Consider the following 17803-nt stretch of genomic DNA (forward strand, 5'->3'; position numbering starts at 1 on the left):
CTCATATACATTACTTTATTTAAAAAAAGCACAATTGAAAATGGAATATTATATACTGCGGCTTGTAATTTATTGCCTTGGCGCTTACCATATTTTGAAATGGTTTCTCCCGGTCTTTAGCTCCGCAAGAGGCCCTGCCCATACATCTGAACTGGTTCTTCGTTTTCCGGTGTAATCCTTCTCAAACACGATTTCACTCCCATCCGGATTTTCATAGGGCGTTTCTGTAATGCGAGGCACACCCAGCATACTCGTCCGGCACGGTTCTGCCCGAAATGCTCCAAGCGCTTCAGGTACCTCCAGATCCAGGTAGATTCCCTCCGGCTCTTCTCTAAAGTCCACCTCAAGATAATCTGGAATGATCTGCTTTCTCTCTTCTCTTTCGAAGGCTTTTGCTCCATTTATATACACATTCTCATTAATATAGACAGGCTGCCTCACCTTATTAAACTGTTCATGGTCTTCATTTCCAAGGGAAACCACTGTCTGTGTATATTCTTTCATAGATACCGGATGTCCCCTATATCCCAGGGTTCCGCACTCCTCCTCATCCTCTTTTGGGTTTCCCGCAAATATATTCTGATAGAGCCTGTCATCTCCGCTGTACACAAACGCGACTCCCGCAATATCCGTGGTGTGTGCATAGTGATACGGTGTAGAACGGTCCAGAACCGGCTGGCGTCTCATAATACCCATACATAGGTTTTGAATGTATGCTCCGCCCTGAGCTACATTGTCAAAGTTATACTTTGAGGCGAAAATATTATTGTCCACCATATACGGGCCGTGTGTAACCTCAACCATCAAGTCTCTGTCATTCTTCCTGTAGAGATTTCTGCTTACCCTGGTTCCCTGTGCCTGCCAGTCAAGCCAGGTTCCCAGGGTGCAATTATGAATATAATTGTGAACGATCTGTACGTCAATGGCTGCATGCAGTTTAATTCCCGCAATCTCATAGCCAAAAAACTCTTGCTTCACCGCTATATTGTAAATATGATTATCGCTTATTTCACTGAACACACATCCCAAATGCCCTACAATACCATTCTGGCCGCAGTCAAAGATCTCGTTTCTGCGGATACAATGCGAACCAATCCATTCTCTGTTCCATCCAAGCTGTTTCCCTTTGAAAACAGCCTCCATCTGGTACTGATACCCCGGTTTTCTGTGGGTGGCGGTACATAAGTTGTGCCCTGTAGATCTCTCTTTTCCAATACTGACGCCGCTGCATTTCGCATCATGTATCACATTGTCTTCAATAATCCACCCTTTGCTCCAGTTGGTTCCCACCATTCCCGGCTGATCTGCCGTGGGAGGTGTCCACGGGCACGCCGCCTGTGCGAACTCAAATCCGCGCACCGTAATATAATTCTTGCCTGTCTCTTCCGGATAAAAGCAGCATTTTCTCACATTGATTTCAGTAAACTCCTGGTTGGGATCTCTGCCCTGAAAATTTGCATAGATGGTAGTTGTATTTTCATCCACCTGTGCAAACCATTGGTACACCGAATCCTCAGGGTGAAGCAGTGGCTCCGGCTCCCCTGTCCATGGCGGATTCATTCCCATCTCCCGCCTTACAGGATTCTTCAATTCCTCCAAAGCTTTGGCTTCATAGAATGACTTTCCATTCATATAGACATCACCCAGATGTACAGAACCGTCATCCGGATAGAGTAGCCAGTCTCCTGACAGGGATTCCTTATATGGGTTGTAATCTCCAAACACAGAATTATCTACCAGGGTTTTCCACACATTCCCCTCCTCATGTTCCCACTCTGAGACCTGTTCCGATCCTTTGATGATTACCTGTTCCCCCCTGGCTGCCTCGTAGATAATTCTCTCAAAAGGACTTCGTCCGCCATTCCGTGGCTTTACCCACTCCCGGTAGATTCCCCCATGAACTATAATCCGGTCACCGGATACAGCAGTCTGCGCTGCCTTTGATATAGTTAAAAAAGGCGCCTTTGCGCTCCCGGTTGCCCCATCACTTCCACTTTTTGAGACATGATATTCACTCACACTGTTGTCCTCCTCTCAAAACTCCTCCAGCATATCTATAGTTATTCTCCTTGTTATCAGACGGTACTTTTTCTTCATATCCTCATACATCTTTCGGATATCATTCTCTGTTCCCGTAAAGCTGCATTTCACACAGTAATATGTATCATCCTTTTTTTTATGGAGTATTACATCATTTTCCCTTGCAAAGCATACAGGGCATCGGTATATTAAATTCTTCTTCTGATTTTCAGACATGTGACCACTTCCTTTTCCTGTTCTGTTTCCCCTTCCAGCGCCATCGTATAATATGGGCTGAATACATATCCCTCCTGTGCATACCCGCTTTCAAAGCTTTCCTCCACTGCCTCCAGCATGACAATGGTATCGATTGGCGGGATTTCTGTGCTTACATACCCCGGAGCCGTTGTCTCAATCCTTCTCGCCTTATACTCAAACTTTAGCGCCTTCTGGTGTTTCCCAGCTGTTTTCAACACAATACTGCTTAAATCCTCAGGATATTCATTTGTCCCGTAGCAGCCCTTTAAATACTCACTGAAATGGATTTTCCCCCTTACCTCCTTCAGCTTTCGTCTGATTGTGATCATCCCCTTCTTTTCAAAGACATAAGTGGTGCATACCTTCGCCCCCGCACCATCTTTGAAGACAATCGGAATTTCTCCAATCATAAGTTCCACCTTCTCCCCCTGTCTGTTCACATTTTCTATTTTGGTGGGATAATCAGCCAGATCCCGCCTTTCGTCCTGGTGCTCCAGCATAAAAGTGGTCCTTGCTCCATCTGCATAATGGTAGGCATTTCCACTCCTGTACTGGGAGTGAATCAGATAGGGATTGCTTCCTACCGCCTTTTCCGGACGGTCCGCTCCTGTATACCGCTCCTTTTTTGCAATCAAAGGCCGAAAATCTCCGATGGAGCCTCCCTGGCATAAATCCACTGTCACCCGCATATAGGGATCGCTGTACCAGAAATAGCTTTTCCCTGATCCGTAGAGGATCTCCTTCGCATCATACACCTGAGGGCAGCCAATGGGAATATTCTCCACGTACCAGTGGGCAAACTCACTCATATACATATCCTGAAGCTTTCCCTCTGCCCTCAGTCCGGCAATATACTCTAAATACCTGAGGTATAAGTTCTGAGTCACCTCATCGCTGTCCTGAACATACGCACTGTCCCGCAGCCAATTGGGTCCCACGAAAACATTGGTGTAAGAATAACCATCATTATATCTCTCCTGATAGCGGTATACATCCAACAGATTAAATACATAGGGTGCATTCTCTCCGTCATTCGCCATGGCCCGCTGTATATTTGCAGGATGGCTGGCAAAGAAATCATTTCTCCCCTCATAGGACAATACCAGATCCCTGCTCAGATGGGGAAGTGCGACAATACCGTTCCAGTCCTCCTCATCCTCAGCGGGCCGCAGAGAATTTTCCTTTGCAGGATACCAGGGGTTCCAGGGCATCCCCTCATTAAATATGTACCAGGAATTGTTACATCCGTGGAATACCTTTACTCCCTCCTCAAAACAGCCCGCAATGCTCACCTTTACTTCAGGATAGTAGGTTTTCAACATCTTCATGCTGTAGGCATCCATGTGATAGCCTCCCACAGCGGTAGGACAGTATCCGAAAACTTCCTTAAATTTTTCTATCACAAGCTTCAAAATCCGTTCCTTATTCTCCTCCGTGTGCAGCCACAAGAACGGCTCCTTACACAGAAAGCTTTGATTCATGCGCTCATTTGCAATCTCTCCGAACCACACTCCCACCTCGTCGTTGTAGAGACTCTGATACTCTTTTACATTTTCCACAATTTCCTCATCAAACAGAAAATCGTATGGCATCAGGATTGTCACCTTTAACTGCAGATTATGCGCCATTTCCTGCTGCAGCTTAAACATCTCATACTGTCGTCCAAATGCCGGCCTGTGAATTATATTTACAATCATTTTCTATCCTCTTCCTCCTACATAAATGCTGTCAACTTCTTGATCACCATAAGATTTAAGTTCCAGAGACCATCCGCCTCTGTCTCTATATCCAGTCTTATCACCCCGCCATTCTTATGAACAACCATGAAAACGCCTGTCTCATAACCATCTCTTTTTGTCTGGATTACCGTTCCGCTTTCGTCCTGGCTCTTTATCCTGGTAAGGGTATCCCTTCCGCTTCCTCCACTCACCACTAGGAACTCATAAATTCCTTTTGGAAGCTCCACTAAGAAGGCGTTCCTTTTACTGCCGCTCACAAAGTCCTGCAGCAGTACATTTCCTCTGCCGGTGTCTTTTGCCTCTGTCTGATTCCCTAAAAATCCAATCCCCTGCTCAGTACAATACTCCATATCCCCGGTAAGCTTCAAAAATTCTTTTTCTATTTTTTTCTGGGGCGCATAGAGGGTCCTGCCTTCTATTCTCCTCATCTCATTTTTCGGCACGCCAAAGCTGAATTTGTATATGGTCATATTGTGATACCGATCGTTGGCCATATAGTAATCAAATAAAAAGCTGTCTATCATTTTCACCGTATCCGTGTACCTGTCCTTTCCGCAGAAAACTCTGCGTCCCAGATGACTCACATAGCTGATATCCGTGTGATAGCTCTGCTCCTCCTGTACACAAGGCTTTGTGTCTGCAAACAGAATGTCATAGGTTTCCCCTGGTTTTGTCTCCACTGTAAGGCAGTTGTCCTTTTCCAGGAAAAACTCCCGGGGTTCCCCCCTCACAGCAACTGCCGCCACCGGTTCCCTCACCTCAATCCGCAGAGTACCCCCAAAGAGGCTTCTGATTTGAAGAGTAACCATCCTTCCCCCGCGCATGTCAGCGGATACCTCGAAACCTCCTTTTGCCAGCAGACGGGAAATACTGCAGTACTCCCACCTTACGCTGCTCTTTTCTTCCCTCTCCGCCAAGGGCTTTTGCCGGTGCTTATCTCTCCAGGGCTCTCCCCCTCCGTCCGGTACTGCCGGAAAGACATGGATCACCCCATCGTGGCTCTGCAGCAGCATCTCGTTAACCGCAGACACGATCCCTCCCACGCTCTCCATCATGCAGGGATAGTACAACTGCCCCATTCCCAGCTCCGCGGGACAATGGTTAACCCAGCGGTCCGTCTCCTCCGCCCCCATTCCATTGGCACGCAGCACCAGATCCAGGCCCTGTTCATACAGCACGCGCAGCGCGGTATTTCCATCCCCCGCTCTTGCTGCAGCGGATGCGATCCAGCCGAATGGGAATACACCGATTTCTGTGTTCTCAGACACAAACCTGACAGAATTCCTGGCAATTTCCCTCTCTGTTTCCCGGCTGTACTGCGTCATTTCACCCGCTGGAAAGACAGGCATCAGCAGGGAGGGATGGCGCAGCTTCATCTCTGGGGGCGCCAACTCGGAATCCCTCAGGATAACCCCATATCTTCTAGTTTTCGAGAGCGGGTACTTTGGCCATCGGCTCAACAGCTCGGAAAACATGGCTCTGTCCTCCTTCGACTCCCCCAATATCTCATTGGCCCAGATACTGATCTTCAGCAAATACTTTACTGCAGCCAGGGTAATTGTGGAATTTCGCGTGATGGGCCCCTGCTCCGGTGAGACATCCGGGAAAATGTAATAAGTATTCTTTTCAGGGTCCAGCCGCACTATTCCTTTTACAAAACAGAGGATATCCCGAAAAAAGGGGTAAGCCTTTTCCCTCAGGAAGGTTTCATCCAAAGTATATTCGTAATACCACCAGAGATGCTGGGCACACCAGGGCAGGATGCAATTGTAAAACTCATGGGGATAATCCATTGCACAGCCATCCAGGTGATAAAACTCTTCCGCCCGCCTCCGTGCCATCTCTGCGTAAGCTAACAGGCCTTCATTGAACGCCTCTGCAAGTTCCATATGATTCGCGGTGTACACACCCCAGAAGGCGGACTGTATATTCACATCCCAATACCACATACTTCCCCAAAGAGTCGGCTGGCGGATATCCCACAGGCCGTTCAGCCCGCAGGCATGCTCAGACCGCCTCCCGCCTTTCCCGCTGCAGCAGCCCATTACATAAAGGTTCAGGTACCATAGTTTCTCTAAGAAACGATCCGGCAGCCGAATCCCACCTTTTTGGAAAAACATTTTCCAGTGCTTCTCGTGTATCTCCAGATCTTTTTTGAGGTTCCTCTTTATTAATGCGCAATTGCGAATGCCCTCTTCCTCCAGATCGCAACTCTGCAGTTCTGTGAGCACATGGGTCAGTACAGAGATCTCCTTTCCGGGGTTCTTTAAACACAAACACATCTTGTTTCCACTGACCTCCATCTTTGCCTCTGCTCCAATCAGACGGAAAAACACACAGAACTGAAAAGGCGGGGTTTTCCCGTCTTCTCTATTCCCCGGATAAAAAGAGGCCCGGTAGCCGAATGTGTCTGGATCTGACTGAAAAAAACGATAGGCATATCCCTGGCGGTTCCGCCTTATGGGATATGTAATTTCCAGAGCACTCACTATATCCGTATCAGACTGGCAGATAGTAGTGAGAATCACATCCTTAGAGACCAAGGTTTTTGTGGCAATGGACAATGCTCTTTCCTTATCTTTTGCGTACAGCTCAATTTCTGCCTTTTCTATATTCAGCTGCAACCGGAAGTCATCCTCCAATTTAAACTTTTCATCCAGCAGTACGGAAAACTCCCCTGTGGGCGGATGGCTCACTCCCGCGTTCAGCTGTGCGTCCTTTACCTCATCTGCATCCGGCCATATGGTTTTCCGGTAATGCCAAAATGCCTCCTTCTCACAATTTCTTGTCATTTCCTTAGCCGACCGCACATAGCTTTCGTAGGATCTCTGAGGCTCACAACCGTTGCTCCTGACATACTGCTCATGGATGCTGTAATAGACCTCATAATGGTTCATAGCTGTTGTATAGAAGCGGTCTTTGAAATAGACCATTCCTCCAAACACGCCGTTTCCTGTGGGCAGTGCCTCGTTCCAATCATTGTAAGTATTATCAAATATTATGGAATGCATGTTTTCCCCCCTTTAAAGACAAAAATAAGAGTACCAGTCAGTATTACACTGATAGATACTCTTATTTTATCGGCAGCTGCGCAATATAAAAATGAAAAATCATACACGAAAGGATGTAAAAACTTAGCCACCAAAGACCTGCGGAACCGTTATATCTTTACATTCTAAACTTTTTCCATATCTCCTGAATTACATTTTTCCTTTTAAAAATAAACAGCCCCACAAAGCAAAGAAAACTGATTCCTACACACAAAATGGGGGCATAGGGTATCTTTACCACTCCGCCAAGGAGCAAGACAAGCGGAATCAGGCCAAAAGCACTGGCCTGCATAATATAAAAGAGATACTCCTCCTGCTCTAAATGTCTTACCCAGGCAATCACCGGCATGGAGCTTAATACCAGCAGAGATGCCACCGGCATCACATAATCCACGGACCAGCCCCTCCAGCCGGTAAAGGCATCCCACAAAATACTAATGACAGACAGAAAAAGCAGCTGCCACATTTCATTTTTCAGCAGATTCCTTCTCTTTTTGTATGCCACTGCCACCATAATCCAACCACACAGGCAGCCTCCGGCAACAAACCCTGACCAGCTGATATTATCGGAAACCATGTAGTTAATCATACCGCAGAGAACCGCGGCTGCAATACAGAGGAAGGTAAATATCTGAAACAGCTTTTTCCCAAGGCCTCCACGCTCCTGCTCATAACCCGGAAAATCGTTCTTCTCCACCTGGCAGGATAATCCCTGCTGCTGCAGATGGTTCAGGAAATTCCGCTGGATATTTGTGCTTGGAATCTTTGAGGTAAAACCCAGCACCAGCCGATCCGCATAAGAACAGGTGCAGAGCTGTAATTTTTCTGTGCTGGTGAACAGGCCAAACTGCTCTATATACGCCTCATATTCTGACGGCATCCTGATCACTCCCACATTCGAGAAGATCGCCGTAATGCTCCTTCCCCCAAGTGTGGTTCCGGCCATGAGAAAAACCTTTTTTATCTCCAGAGGTACGATCCGCAATAATGGATTTTTCTCCAGCCGGACCAGCTCATTCATCCTCATATCAATCCGTTCTTTCACCAGCTCCTGCTGGAACAAATTTTTAATATGTAAGAGGACTTCCTCAAACCTGGTATTCTCCTTAAATTCGTATCCCACCTCGATCCATCCAAAGAAATTGGTCATAGATTTTGATGGAAAATAATTTCTGAGGTTCACCGGCACCATAAGGCTGACCGGCTTCCCCCAATGCTTCCTTGGCACCTCCTCGTGAATAGACCAGAGCATCATAGCTGTCAAAAATACCGTGATGGACACCCCGTACTCCCTGGCCTTTTTCAGAACCTCTTTCACCGAGAGGACCACTTCCGTAATATGCATATCATCCTGAGTCAGCATCTCGCCCCTGATCTGATAGGCAGCCTTTTTCTTCTCCCGCATCACCGGCTGCTTGGGGGAGTAATACTGTGAAAAGCTGTCCTCCTCCTGATCCCCTTCCGTCACCCTGCTGTCTCTGTCCAGCTCCGGAAGCTCTGCTTTTGGATGTACAAGCATCAGATAATTCTTTACCAGCTCCCGCAGAAATTCCATGGCCCCTGTTCCATCCGTGAGGGCATGGAACACCTCAAAATTAATGCGGTTTTTATGGTAGGAAACCTCAAACAACAGACTCTTTTTATCGGGAATATAAATTTTGCTGCAGGGAGGCCTGTTCTCCGGTGTTGCCATTGCCCGGATCGGTCTGTTCTCCAGGTAAAACCAGAAAAGTCCTTTCCGGAGTACAGCCTGAAACAGGGGGAATTTTTCCATAGTCCCATCCAGAGCCTCCTGCAGAAGCTCCCCGACCACTGCCTCCTTCAGCTGGCAATAGAAGCGAAATACACGGGTATCCTGCATTCCCGTCACTGCCGGAAATGCCAGTGCGGCGTTATCCAGTTTTCTCCAATTTGAACGTCCGGACTCCAACGTTTTTCTGCCCCCTTTTCGATACACCTATTTCCATATAGTATAGCACGAAAGGGGAAAAGATGCACCGTAAAGAAGCTATTTGGGACAAGTATATCTCGGAAGTCCTTTGCTGTGCTTACCATACTCAATCGCCTCTTTGGGGCAGCGGCAGATACAAGCCATGCAGTGCGTACAGTCTTTCCCCCATACAGGCTTGCCGTTTTCAATGCGGATATTCTTGGTCGGACAGACCTTTTCACATTTTCCACAGGCAATACAGGCATCTGTTGCATAAAATTTCTTTGCGTGAACGAATAGGGGGTAGAAAATACTGTTTACAATCCCACTGTTCATTTTATCACCCAGAGTGATTTGCGGTTCTGAAAATGCTTTGCTGTTTTTAATCAAACCTATTGCTCTGTCAATCTCTCCTTCTGCCTTTTCTATGGTTCTAAACGCTTCTTCCCTTGCAGGTGTGGAAAACATGGCAATATAATTTTCAGGCATTACGATCCCGTAACATCCCAGGTAATTCATACCCTTTTTACCGCACAATGCTTTCAGATATCTCCCCGCATTTCCGATACTTCCCCCACAGGTCATAATAAAATATATATTTTTGTTTCCCGTCAGTTCTGTCTTTTCCAGCCACCTCTCTAAAATATGCGGTATTCTCCAGGCATAGGCAGGGGCGGTGATTACCCACGGTCTGTCCGAGTGTATCCCGGAATAATCCTGGCTCCGTATTTTGTCAAACAAATTGGTTATATCATCGCTGATTCCGTTTGCTATTCTTTTTGCAACGTATTCGCTGTTGCCCGTTCCGGTAAAATATAAAATCATGGTGACCTCCTAATCAATGTGCTGTATGCTTTCATAGATCAGATTGACTAAATCTGCAATACCTTTCCATTTGGTCTCATCCGCACTCAGATAATAATAGTTTCTTGTTCCTTCCCTGCGCATTGCCACAATCCCCGCTTCCTTCAGAATTTGAAGATGATGTGACACGGAAGGCCTTGTCAGATGCGTTTTTTCTGCAATCGGTCCAACTCTTATGCCTGATAAACTGCTCTCCAAAAGCACAAGCAGAATAATTTGTCTTGTTTCATCACCAATAGCAGTAAAAGCTTTTCTGTTCTTCTGAAAACCGTCAATAATGCTCTCTATTCTTTCCTCACATTCCATTGCCATTACCTCACATATACCTCACTTCCAGGCTTTCACGCTGTACCGAACGAAGATATTTCACTTTCGGATAACCCAGTACAAGCGTTGCCGCTACCCGCTTTCCTTTCGGAATCTGCATTGCCTTTTTTATTTTTAACGAAGCATTTGCAGCCATGGTAAAGAATCCGCTGAATAATACTCCGAGTCCGTTTGCCTCGGCAACAAATTCCATGTTCTGTGCCGCAAGCAATCCGTTTGTCTTATTCTTTGCCAAAATTACAATTACAATCGGCGCCTGAAAAAAGAAAAAATGTTCCGTAATTTTGATTCTCCTTGCCATGGAACTGGCCAAATCTGCAAAGGGCTTTACTTTTTTAAATATGCCAACAGCCATTTTCTCGATGCGGTCTTTTTCTCTATCCAAAACCACAAATGACACATCCTGCGTATTCTTTGCCGTATGGGTAAGTCTGCCTGCTTCCAAAATCTGTTTTATTACAACACTCGGAATTTCTTTCTTTTGAAATTGTCTGATACTTCTCCTGAAGCGGATGACGTCTAAAACCTCCTGGGGATCTAAACGTATTTCACCAGTCTTCTCAATCTGTTTCTCTTCATAACCGCTCACAGACACCGCCATTTTGGGGCAAACTGCGGTACACTGGCCGCACATCACACAGTCCTCTGATAGGATACCCGCTTTCTTATTTTTAATTTCTATATTATGCGCAACACATACCTTGGAGCACAAGCCGCATCCAATGCATAGATCTTTATTAATCTCCACTTTATGCTTTCCCATATCCAATTCCCCTTTCGTTAATGTTTGTTAACCATTATACAAAACATTATCCTGAGATGCAACATTGGTAAAGTGATTCGTTACCGAGTACAAAAATAGTAGTGTCAGTTTGCTTGAAACGGGGACACTTTTAATGAAAAAGAAAAAAATCGACATCAAATCCACTACTGGACTCTTTGCCGATTCTTCGTCTTTCCTGTCTGTCTTTATTTCTGTTGTATGCCTTTCCATTTGGCACCGTCCTGGTTACCGGATTCAATCCATTCCAGGTATGTCGTTGTCCGGAATAATATTCCTTCTGTGCTTTCTTGCTTCGTTTGTCAATTGACACATAAGTTTTCATCCTGTCTTCTTACCTATAACGTTCACTTTCTTAGCTGTTTTACGAAACAGCTTTTTATAGGCTTTCAGTCTCTTTTTGGGGACTTTCACACACATCTGTCTCGTTCCGTGGTCGATGGCTGTCTTAACGGTCTTCAGTTTTATTCCTTTAACAGTGAGGACGCAGCCTCTCTTAGCATAACAGAATGCATGCTTTCCAATGATCATTACTCCGGTTCCAAGTGAGATTTTTTTCAGGTTCCTGCATTTTTCGAATGCGTTATTTCCGATTGTTTTCACATTTTTCCCCAGCTGTACGGAAGTAAGCTTTAGGTTTTTATAAAATGCCTTTTTAGAAACAGCGGTTACTTTGTAGGTTATACCACAGTATTTGATTGCATCGGGAATTTTTACGGCCTTTTCTTTTATATCTTTCGTTCCTGTGCAAGTTATTGTGTCTTTGCCGTTTATTTTATAGGTAAGCTTGTTGGAATCAGTATAAGTAGTTTTCCATTGAGCGTACAGAATAATGTTTCCGGTAATTTTAATCGGATTACCTGGCAAGTAAATTATGCCTTTGCCGTCTGCTCTGGTGTTCCAGCCTGCAAAAAAGCGACTTGAGCTGACCGGTGCCCCCTTTACGATTGCCGTGCTTCCGGGCTTATAACTATTCTGGTCAATCGGCAGGTTGGATACGGCGGTATTTGACTGATAGATGACCTTAAAATCTCGCTTTTTCTTAGCTACTTTTACATCGCAGACTGCACTAACCTCACTTCTGACACTACTGCTCACTGTAATCTTGGCCGTACCGACGCTTTTTGCCGTAACCATTCCATGAGCGTCTACTGTAGCCACTGTCTCATCACTGCTGCTCCATACCAAACTTTGATCTCCCGCATCTTTTGGAAAAATAACTGCCGTTAAAAGTCGTGTATCCCTTTCCTCCAGATATATATTACTTTCCTTTAGCTCTATAATCTCAGGATAAATATCCAGTGTCTGAACTTCTGCGTCAATCCAAAAATAAGAACAGGCCGCGTACAAATCATTATCTGTACTAAGAGCAATTGTATTGTCAATCATATTCCATCTGCCGTTTATAAAAGCCAAATTCCATGCATGATTACTCGCGTCAGAACTGACATATACACAGGGAATACCTACTGCATATAGCATTGCACGGGTCAATATCGCGATTTCCATACATCCGCCCTTTTTATTTTGCAATACCTCATCAGCATAATGATAACGTTCCTGCCAAATATCATAGATAATGTTGTTTACAATCCACTCACATATGGAATTCGCTTTCTCCTTGTCAGCCGCAATGTTTTCTGTAAGCTTTTGAGCCCATTTTTTACTTTCTTCCGCTCTAAGATCAGACCTTTTATTAAAACTATTTTCGTATTCCGTGGCTAGTCTGGTTTCTAACATTCCTATCACTTGTTCGTACGCGTGGTAATTATGAACCGTATTTTGGGGACATATATGGTTGAAATATGCTCGATTATCTTTATACATCATGTCAATTACATACCAAGTCAAATAATTTCCATCTTCTTTAGGTAAATAAAGAACTACCTGATAGTAATACGGTTTGTTTGACAATTTCAGGCTTTCTTTCGGAATAGTGATCTGACCTCTCCCGTTTTCATACTGCGACGTATCTGTATAAACAATCTCTGTATACATCCCATCGTCACTATTAAAAGCATATTTATCCAGCACATCAATTCTTGCAGTTCCTTTCCCCAAACGTCCCTTACTCCGATTGGGATAGGGTTCATTATACATATTAAACTCTATGCATATGGTGAAATCCTCGTTATAGTACAATACAACCGGCTGTTTTTCATAACCATCATAATACTTATCAGCCCAAAGAGCATTGTTCTCATCCGTATATATTTCAGCTGCCGCCTCTGTTTTGAAAGAAAAGCTGCCCCCCAAGAATGACAATAATATAACGCTTAATATCATATAATAGATTCTGCGTATAGGTAGCACATTACTTTTTGCAAAAATAGTTTTTGCAGATAATAAGTTAAATATCTTGTTCATAGAATCCCCCATACATCCACAAAAGGTTATTATACCTTTTTTCAGTGCGTAGATTGGCCTCAAGTCAGCGGAGATTTCTGATTTCTTTTCGCTGTCAGCAAGTCTTCTCTTGCACGATCCAATCTATATCTGCACAAAGTACCGACATCAAGCTGCATAAAGTACAATCTCCACAATGTTTTCTCCATAGATTGCCCGATCTGTTTCAGCCATTTGGTGTGGAATTTTATTCAATTCACTTCTTAATCACATTTTATTTCCCCCTTTCCACAACTTTTTTTATACTTCTATTTATATTATACCTGATATTTCACTCACTTAACAGCTCTTATTTTTAAAAAGCTCATGGAACATAATCATTCCATGAGCTTTTCTTATATCTCTATACAACTTTACATATCTTGTTCCAGTTGGGACAATGGTACACTTTTCGTTACTGTTCACAGTAACCACTTTTCACCTCTCAAATGCCCATTTCCAAAGCCGCTTAATACAGCTTGGCGCCTGCCGGAATCCGGTCATCTACCATCAGCAGATTCAGTCCTTCGCGACCATCCACCTCGTGAACCGCAGAGATGAGCATCCCACAAGAAGCAATTCCCATCATCGGTCTTGGGGGCAGGTTTGTGATTACAATACAAGTTTTTCCAACCAGCTCTTCCGGTTCGTAATACTCGTGAATACCGCTTAAAATCACGCGTTCTGCGTCTGTTCCATCGTCTAAGATGAATTTCAAAAGCTTCTTGCTCTTCGGCACTGCTTCGCAGGCTTTTACCTTTACCGCTCTGAAATCAGACTTTGCGAATGTCTCAAAATCCACAAATTCCTCAAACAGCGGTTCGATTTTCACATTAGAAAAATCCATCTTTTCTGCTGGTTTTTCCTCTGCTGTCACAGCCTTTGCAACCGGCTTTTCTGCCTTTTTCGCAGTATCGGAACCGCCGATGCTCTTCATGGTCGGGAACAACAAAACATCCCGAATAGCCGGTGAATCCGTCAGCAGCATCACCATGCGGTCAATACCAAATCCGATTCCCCCGGTAGGCGGCATCCCCACCATCAGCGCATTGAGGAAGTCCTCATCCGTATGGTTTGCCTCCTCATCGCCCTGGGCTAACAGTTCTTCCTGGGCCTTGAAGCGCTCTCTCTGGTCAATGGGATCATTCAGCTCTGAATAGGCGTTTGCCATCTCCCAGCCATTCATAAAGAACTCAAAGCGCTCTGTATACTCGGGATTTGACGGTTTCTTTTTTGTCAGGGGTGAAATCTCAATGGGGTGATCCATCACAAAGGTGGGCTGAATCAGATGCTCCTCCGCATACTCTTCAAAGAAGAGGCTCAGGATATCGCCCTTCTTGTGCCGTTCCTCAAAGGCAATGCCCTTTTCTTTAGCCAGTGCCTTGGCCTCCTCTGTTGTCTTGATCTCGTCAAAGTCAATCCCTGCGTATTTCTTCACCGCATCCACCATGGTAATGCGCTCAAAGGGTTTGCCCAGATCCATCTCCACACCGTTGTAGGTGATGGTAGTGGTTCCAAGTACCTGCTGGGCCACATGGCGGTAAAGCTTTTCGGTCAGGTCCATCATTCCGTTGTAATCTGTGTATGCCTGATAGAGCTCCATCAGGGTAAACTCCGGATTATGCCTGGTGTCCAGGCCCTCGTTGCGGAACACACGGCCGATCTCATAGACTCTCTCCATACCGCCTACGATCAGCCTTTTTAAGTACAGCTCCAGGGAAATACGCAGCTTCAGGTCCTCATCCAGGGCATTGAAGTGAGTCTCGAATGGTCTGGCAGCAGCGCCGCCGGCATTTGCCACCAGCATTGGGGTTTCCACCTCCATGAATCCCTCCCTGTCCAGGAAATTTCGGATCTCCTTGATGATCTGAGAGCGTTTGATAAAGGTATCCTTTACCTCCGGATTCATGATCAGATCCACGTATCTCTGTCGGTAACGCAGATCTGTGTTGGTAAGCCCATGAAATTTCTCCGGCAGAATCTGCAGGCTCTTGGAGAGCAGGGTCACCTCCGCCGCATGGATGGAAATCTCCCCGGTTTTGGTCCGGAACACCTCTCCCTTTAAGCCCACAATATCGCCGATATCCATCTTTTTAAATGCCTTGTATTCTTCCTCACCAATGCTGTCCCTCGCCACATAGGACTGGATATTGCCCTTTAAGTCCTGAATATTGCAGAAGGAAGCCTTGCCCATCACACGTTTGGACATCATACGCCCTGCCAGACTGACAGTCTGGCCTTCCAATGCCTCAAATCCGTCCTTCACTTCCTGGCTGTGATGTGTTACTTCATATTTTGTAATCACAAACGGATCTTTCCCGTTTTCCTGGAGGTCTGCCAGCTTTTCCCGGCGCACCTTCAGCAGCTGATTAATATCCTGTTCCTGTGTATTCTTCTGTTCCGCCACTTTATCCTCTCCCTAATTTGATCTCTGAATTTCCAACACCTTGTATTTCATCTGTCCGGCTTCGGTCTCCACTACGACCTCTTCGCCCACCTTAGCACCGATCAGGGCCTTGCCCACTGGTGATTCATTTGAAATCTTACCCTGCAGACTGTTCGCTTCAGAAGAACCCACGATCTTAAAATCCATCTCTTCCTCAAACTCATCGTCAAAGACTTTCACCTGACATCCGACACTGATCTTATCCAGGTCCACTTCGTCTTCCACAATAACTTCTGCATTCTTCAGAATCTTCTCAATCTCCTCGATCCTGGCCTCAATATCTCTCTGTTCGTCCTTGGCTGCATCGTACTCTGCATTCTCAGACAAATCTCCCTGTTCTCTCGCTTCTTTAATCTTACCTGCTACTTCTTTTCTTTTTACGACCTTTAAATCATGCAGCTCCTCTTCCAATGCTTTTAATCCTGCATAGGTCAGCAAATTTTTCTTTTCTTCCATCTCTTATTCTACACCCTTTCACATTATGCAGTTTCTCATTCCATTCGCAGTCGGCAAGTTAGTGCCAGCGCCCGTCACCCTCTGCGTGACAGATCCCTCCTGGGTGCTGTAACTGTGGCCAATGCTCAATAAGTCTGCTTAACAATCACAGTATTATATCCTATCACTGTAAAATTGTCAAGATTGACGGCAGACTTTACACAGTTTTAATATATGGAGAGCTTGTTTTAAATATACCAGCACATACGCCCTTTGGGTCAAAAGCTCTCCTCCAGGAGCTGCTTCAGCCCCTCCATCGTCTCTATCTCATTGACTCTCCCCCTGAGCTTTGAGGAGCGGGGATAACCTGCTGTATACCAGGCCACATGCTTTCTCATCTCACGAATCCCCGTATACTCTCCCTTATACTCCAGCTGCAGCTGACAGTGGCGCAGTATCGTTTCCTTAATCTCCTGCCTTCCGGGCCGCGGGGGGATCTCCCCGGTCTTTATATAGGAAGAGATCTCCCTGAAAATCCAGGGGTTTCCTCTGGCTGCCCTGCCAACCATAACCGCATCACATCCGGTCTGTTCCATCATCTGCTTTGCTCTCATGGCAGATGTCACATCCCCGTTTCCGATCACCGGGATGCTGACAGCCTCTTTTACCCGGCGGATGATTTCCCAGTCTGCCTCCCCGGAGTAATACTGCTCCCTGGTTCGGCCATGCACCGCAACTGCCGCAATTCCGCAGGCCTCCGCAATCTTAGCAATCTCCACTGCATTCACATGATCCGGGTCAAATCCTTTTCGGATCTTGACCGTCACCGGTTTGCAGGTGGCCTTCACCATCTTTGTCAGTATCTGCTCCACCAGTTTGGGATTTCTCATAAGCGCTGACCCCTCCCCGTTGTTCACCACCTTGGGCACCGGACATCCCATATTGAAGTCCAGGATATCAAAGGGGCGCTCCTCAATGACCTTTGCTGTCTCACTGATGATATCCGGGTCTGACCCGAAAAGCTGCAGAGCAATGGGATTCTCACCCGAAGCGATCTGCATCAGGGCCTCCGTATTTTTGTTGTGAAAGGAGACTGCCTTGGCGCTGACCATCTCCATGCTGAGCAGCCCCACACCCTGTTCCCTGCAGAGCAAACGAAAAGGCAGGTCAGTTACCCCTGCCATCGGCGCCAGCACACACGGACTTTCTATCTTTACCTTACCGATCTGTAGTTTCATAGTCTTCACCTAAAAAGAATACTTTATAATACATTTCCAGCGCCTCAAAAAGTTCCCTCTTTTCCATCTGAACTTCTTTGATTTTCAGCACGCTGCCAATCTCATCATAACTAAAATCATCCTCTCTGTACTCTGTGTGCAGACACAGGGCGCCCTCCTCATCATATTCTAAGGTCAGCACACCTCCCACATCCTGGGTGTAGAGTACACAGAGCACCTTCAGCTCATCCTGAATACTCTGGGGCAGCGCCTGAAAACGGTCGTTTAGATAAAACTTCTCTTCATAAGCGCTGGCTCCGCACAGCACCACTCTCTCTGAATCCATGGGTCC

The 17803-nt window shown here is 45.8% G+C and carries 14 protein-coding genes; all 14 read right to left on the reverse strand.

Annotated elements, in window-relative coordinates; translation table 11 throughout:
• Positions 1-84 precede the first annotated feature (84 nt).
• Positions 85-2019, reverse strand: a complete 1935-nt coding sequence (locus tag AC0THY_RS00735; protein ID WP_489992566.1) for a right-handed parallel beta-helix repeat-containing protein — start codon at positions 2017-2019, stop codon at positions 85-87.
• 15 nt (positions 2020-2034) lie between these two features.
• Positions 2035-2256 carry a hypothetical protein gene (locus tag AC0THY_RS00740; RefSeq protein ID WP_489992567.1) on the reverse strand — a complete coding sequence of 74 codons (222 nt, stop codon included), beginning with the start codon at positions 2254-2256 and terminating at the stop codon, positions 2035-2037.
• On the reverse strand, positions 2229-3974 hold the full coding sequence (locus tag AC0THY_RS00745; protein WP_489992568.1) for a DUF3863 domain-containing protein: 1746 nt from the start codon (positions 3972-3974) through the stop codon (positions 2229-2231). The genes AC0THY_RS00740 and AC0THY_RS00745 overlap by 28 nt, the downstream gene beginning before the upstream one ends.
• Positions 3975-3991: 17 nt before the next feature.
• Positions 3992-7027, reverse strand: coding sequence for a glycosyl hydrolase family 95 catalytic domain-containing protein (locus AC0THY_RS00750; RefSeq protein ID WP_489992569.1), 3036 nt, complete (start codon positions 7025-7027; stop codon positions 3992-3994).
• A gap of 157 nt (positions 7028-7184) precedes the next feature.
• Positions 7185-8996, reverse strand: a complete 1812-nt coding sequence (locus AC0THY_RS00755; RefSeq protein WP_489992570.1) for a DUF6320 domain-containing protein — start codon at positions 8994-8996, stop codon at positions 7185-7187.
• Between the two features lie 78 nt (positions 8997-9074).
• The gene (locus AC0THY_RS00760; protein ID WP_489992571.1) at positions 9075-9821 is read right to left on the reverse strand and encodes an EFR1 family ferrodoxin; all 747 of its coding nucleotides are present in this window, start codon (positions 9819-9821) and stop codon (positions 9075-9077) included.
• A gap of 9 nt (positions 9822-9830) precedes the next feature.
• A complete protein-coding gene (locus AC0THY_RS00765; protein WP_489992572.1) occupies positions 9831-10166 on the reverse strand; it encodes an ArsR/SmtB family transcription factor in 336 nt (111 codons plus the stop codon).
• A gap of 10 nt (positions 10167-10176) precedes the next feature.
• Positions 10177-10950 carry a nitroreductase family protein gene (locus tag AC0THY_RS00770; RefSeq protein ID WP_489992573.1) on the reverse strand — a complete coding sequence of 258 codons (774 nt, stop codon included), beginning with the start codon at positions 10948-10950 and terminating at the stop codon, positions 10177-10179.
• A gap of 130 nt (positions 10951-11080) precedes the next feature.
• Entirely contained in the window at positions 11081-11281 is a 201-nt protein-coding gene (locus AC0THY_RS00775) for a hypothetical protein (protein WP_489992574.1), read from the reverse strand.
• An 8-nt stretch (positions 11282-11289) separates the two neighbouring features.
• Positions 11290-13335 carry a transglutaminase domain-containing protein gene (locus tag AC0THY_RS00780; RefSeq protein ID WP_489992575.1) on the reverse strand — a complete coding sequence of 682 codons (2046 nt, stop codon included), beginning with the start codon at positions 13333-13335 and terminating at the stop codon, positions 11290-11292.
• Positions 13336-13822: 487 nt separating this feature from the next.
• Entirely contained in the window at positions 13823-15760 is a 1938-nt protein-coding gene (lysS, locus tag AC0THY_RS00785; RefSeq protein WP_489992576.1) for a lysine--tRNA ligase, read from the reverse strand.
• Between the two features lie 12 nt (positions 15761-15772).
• Entirely contained in the window at positions 15773-16255 is a 483-nt protein-coding gene (gene greA, locus AC0THY_RS00790) for a transcription elongation factor GreA (RefSeq protein ID WP_489992577.1), read from the reverse strand.
• 257 nt (positions 16256-16512) lie between these two features.
• Positions 16513-17472 (reverse strand): tRNA dihydrouridine synthase DusB, encoded by a 960-nt coding sequence (gene dusB, locus AC0THY_RS00795; protein WP_489992578.1) that lies wholly within the window; start codon positions 17470-17472, stop codon positions 16513-16515.
• Complete coding sequence (locus AC0THY_RS00800; protein WP_489992579.1) at positions 17453-17797, reverse strand: DUF6145 family protein; 345 nt, start codon at positions 17795-17797, stop codon at positions 17453-17455. The genes dusB and AC0THY_RS00800 overlap by 20 nt, the downstream gene beginning before the upstream one ends.
• Between the last annotated feature and the right edge of the window lie 6 nt (positions 17798-17803).

It is taken from the genome of Ruminococcus sp. 8Y-12, assembly GCF_058119865.1.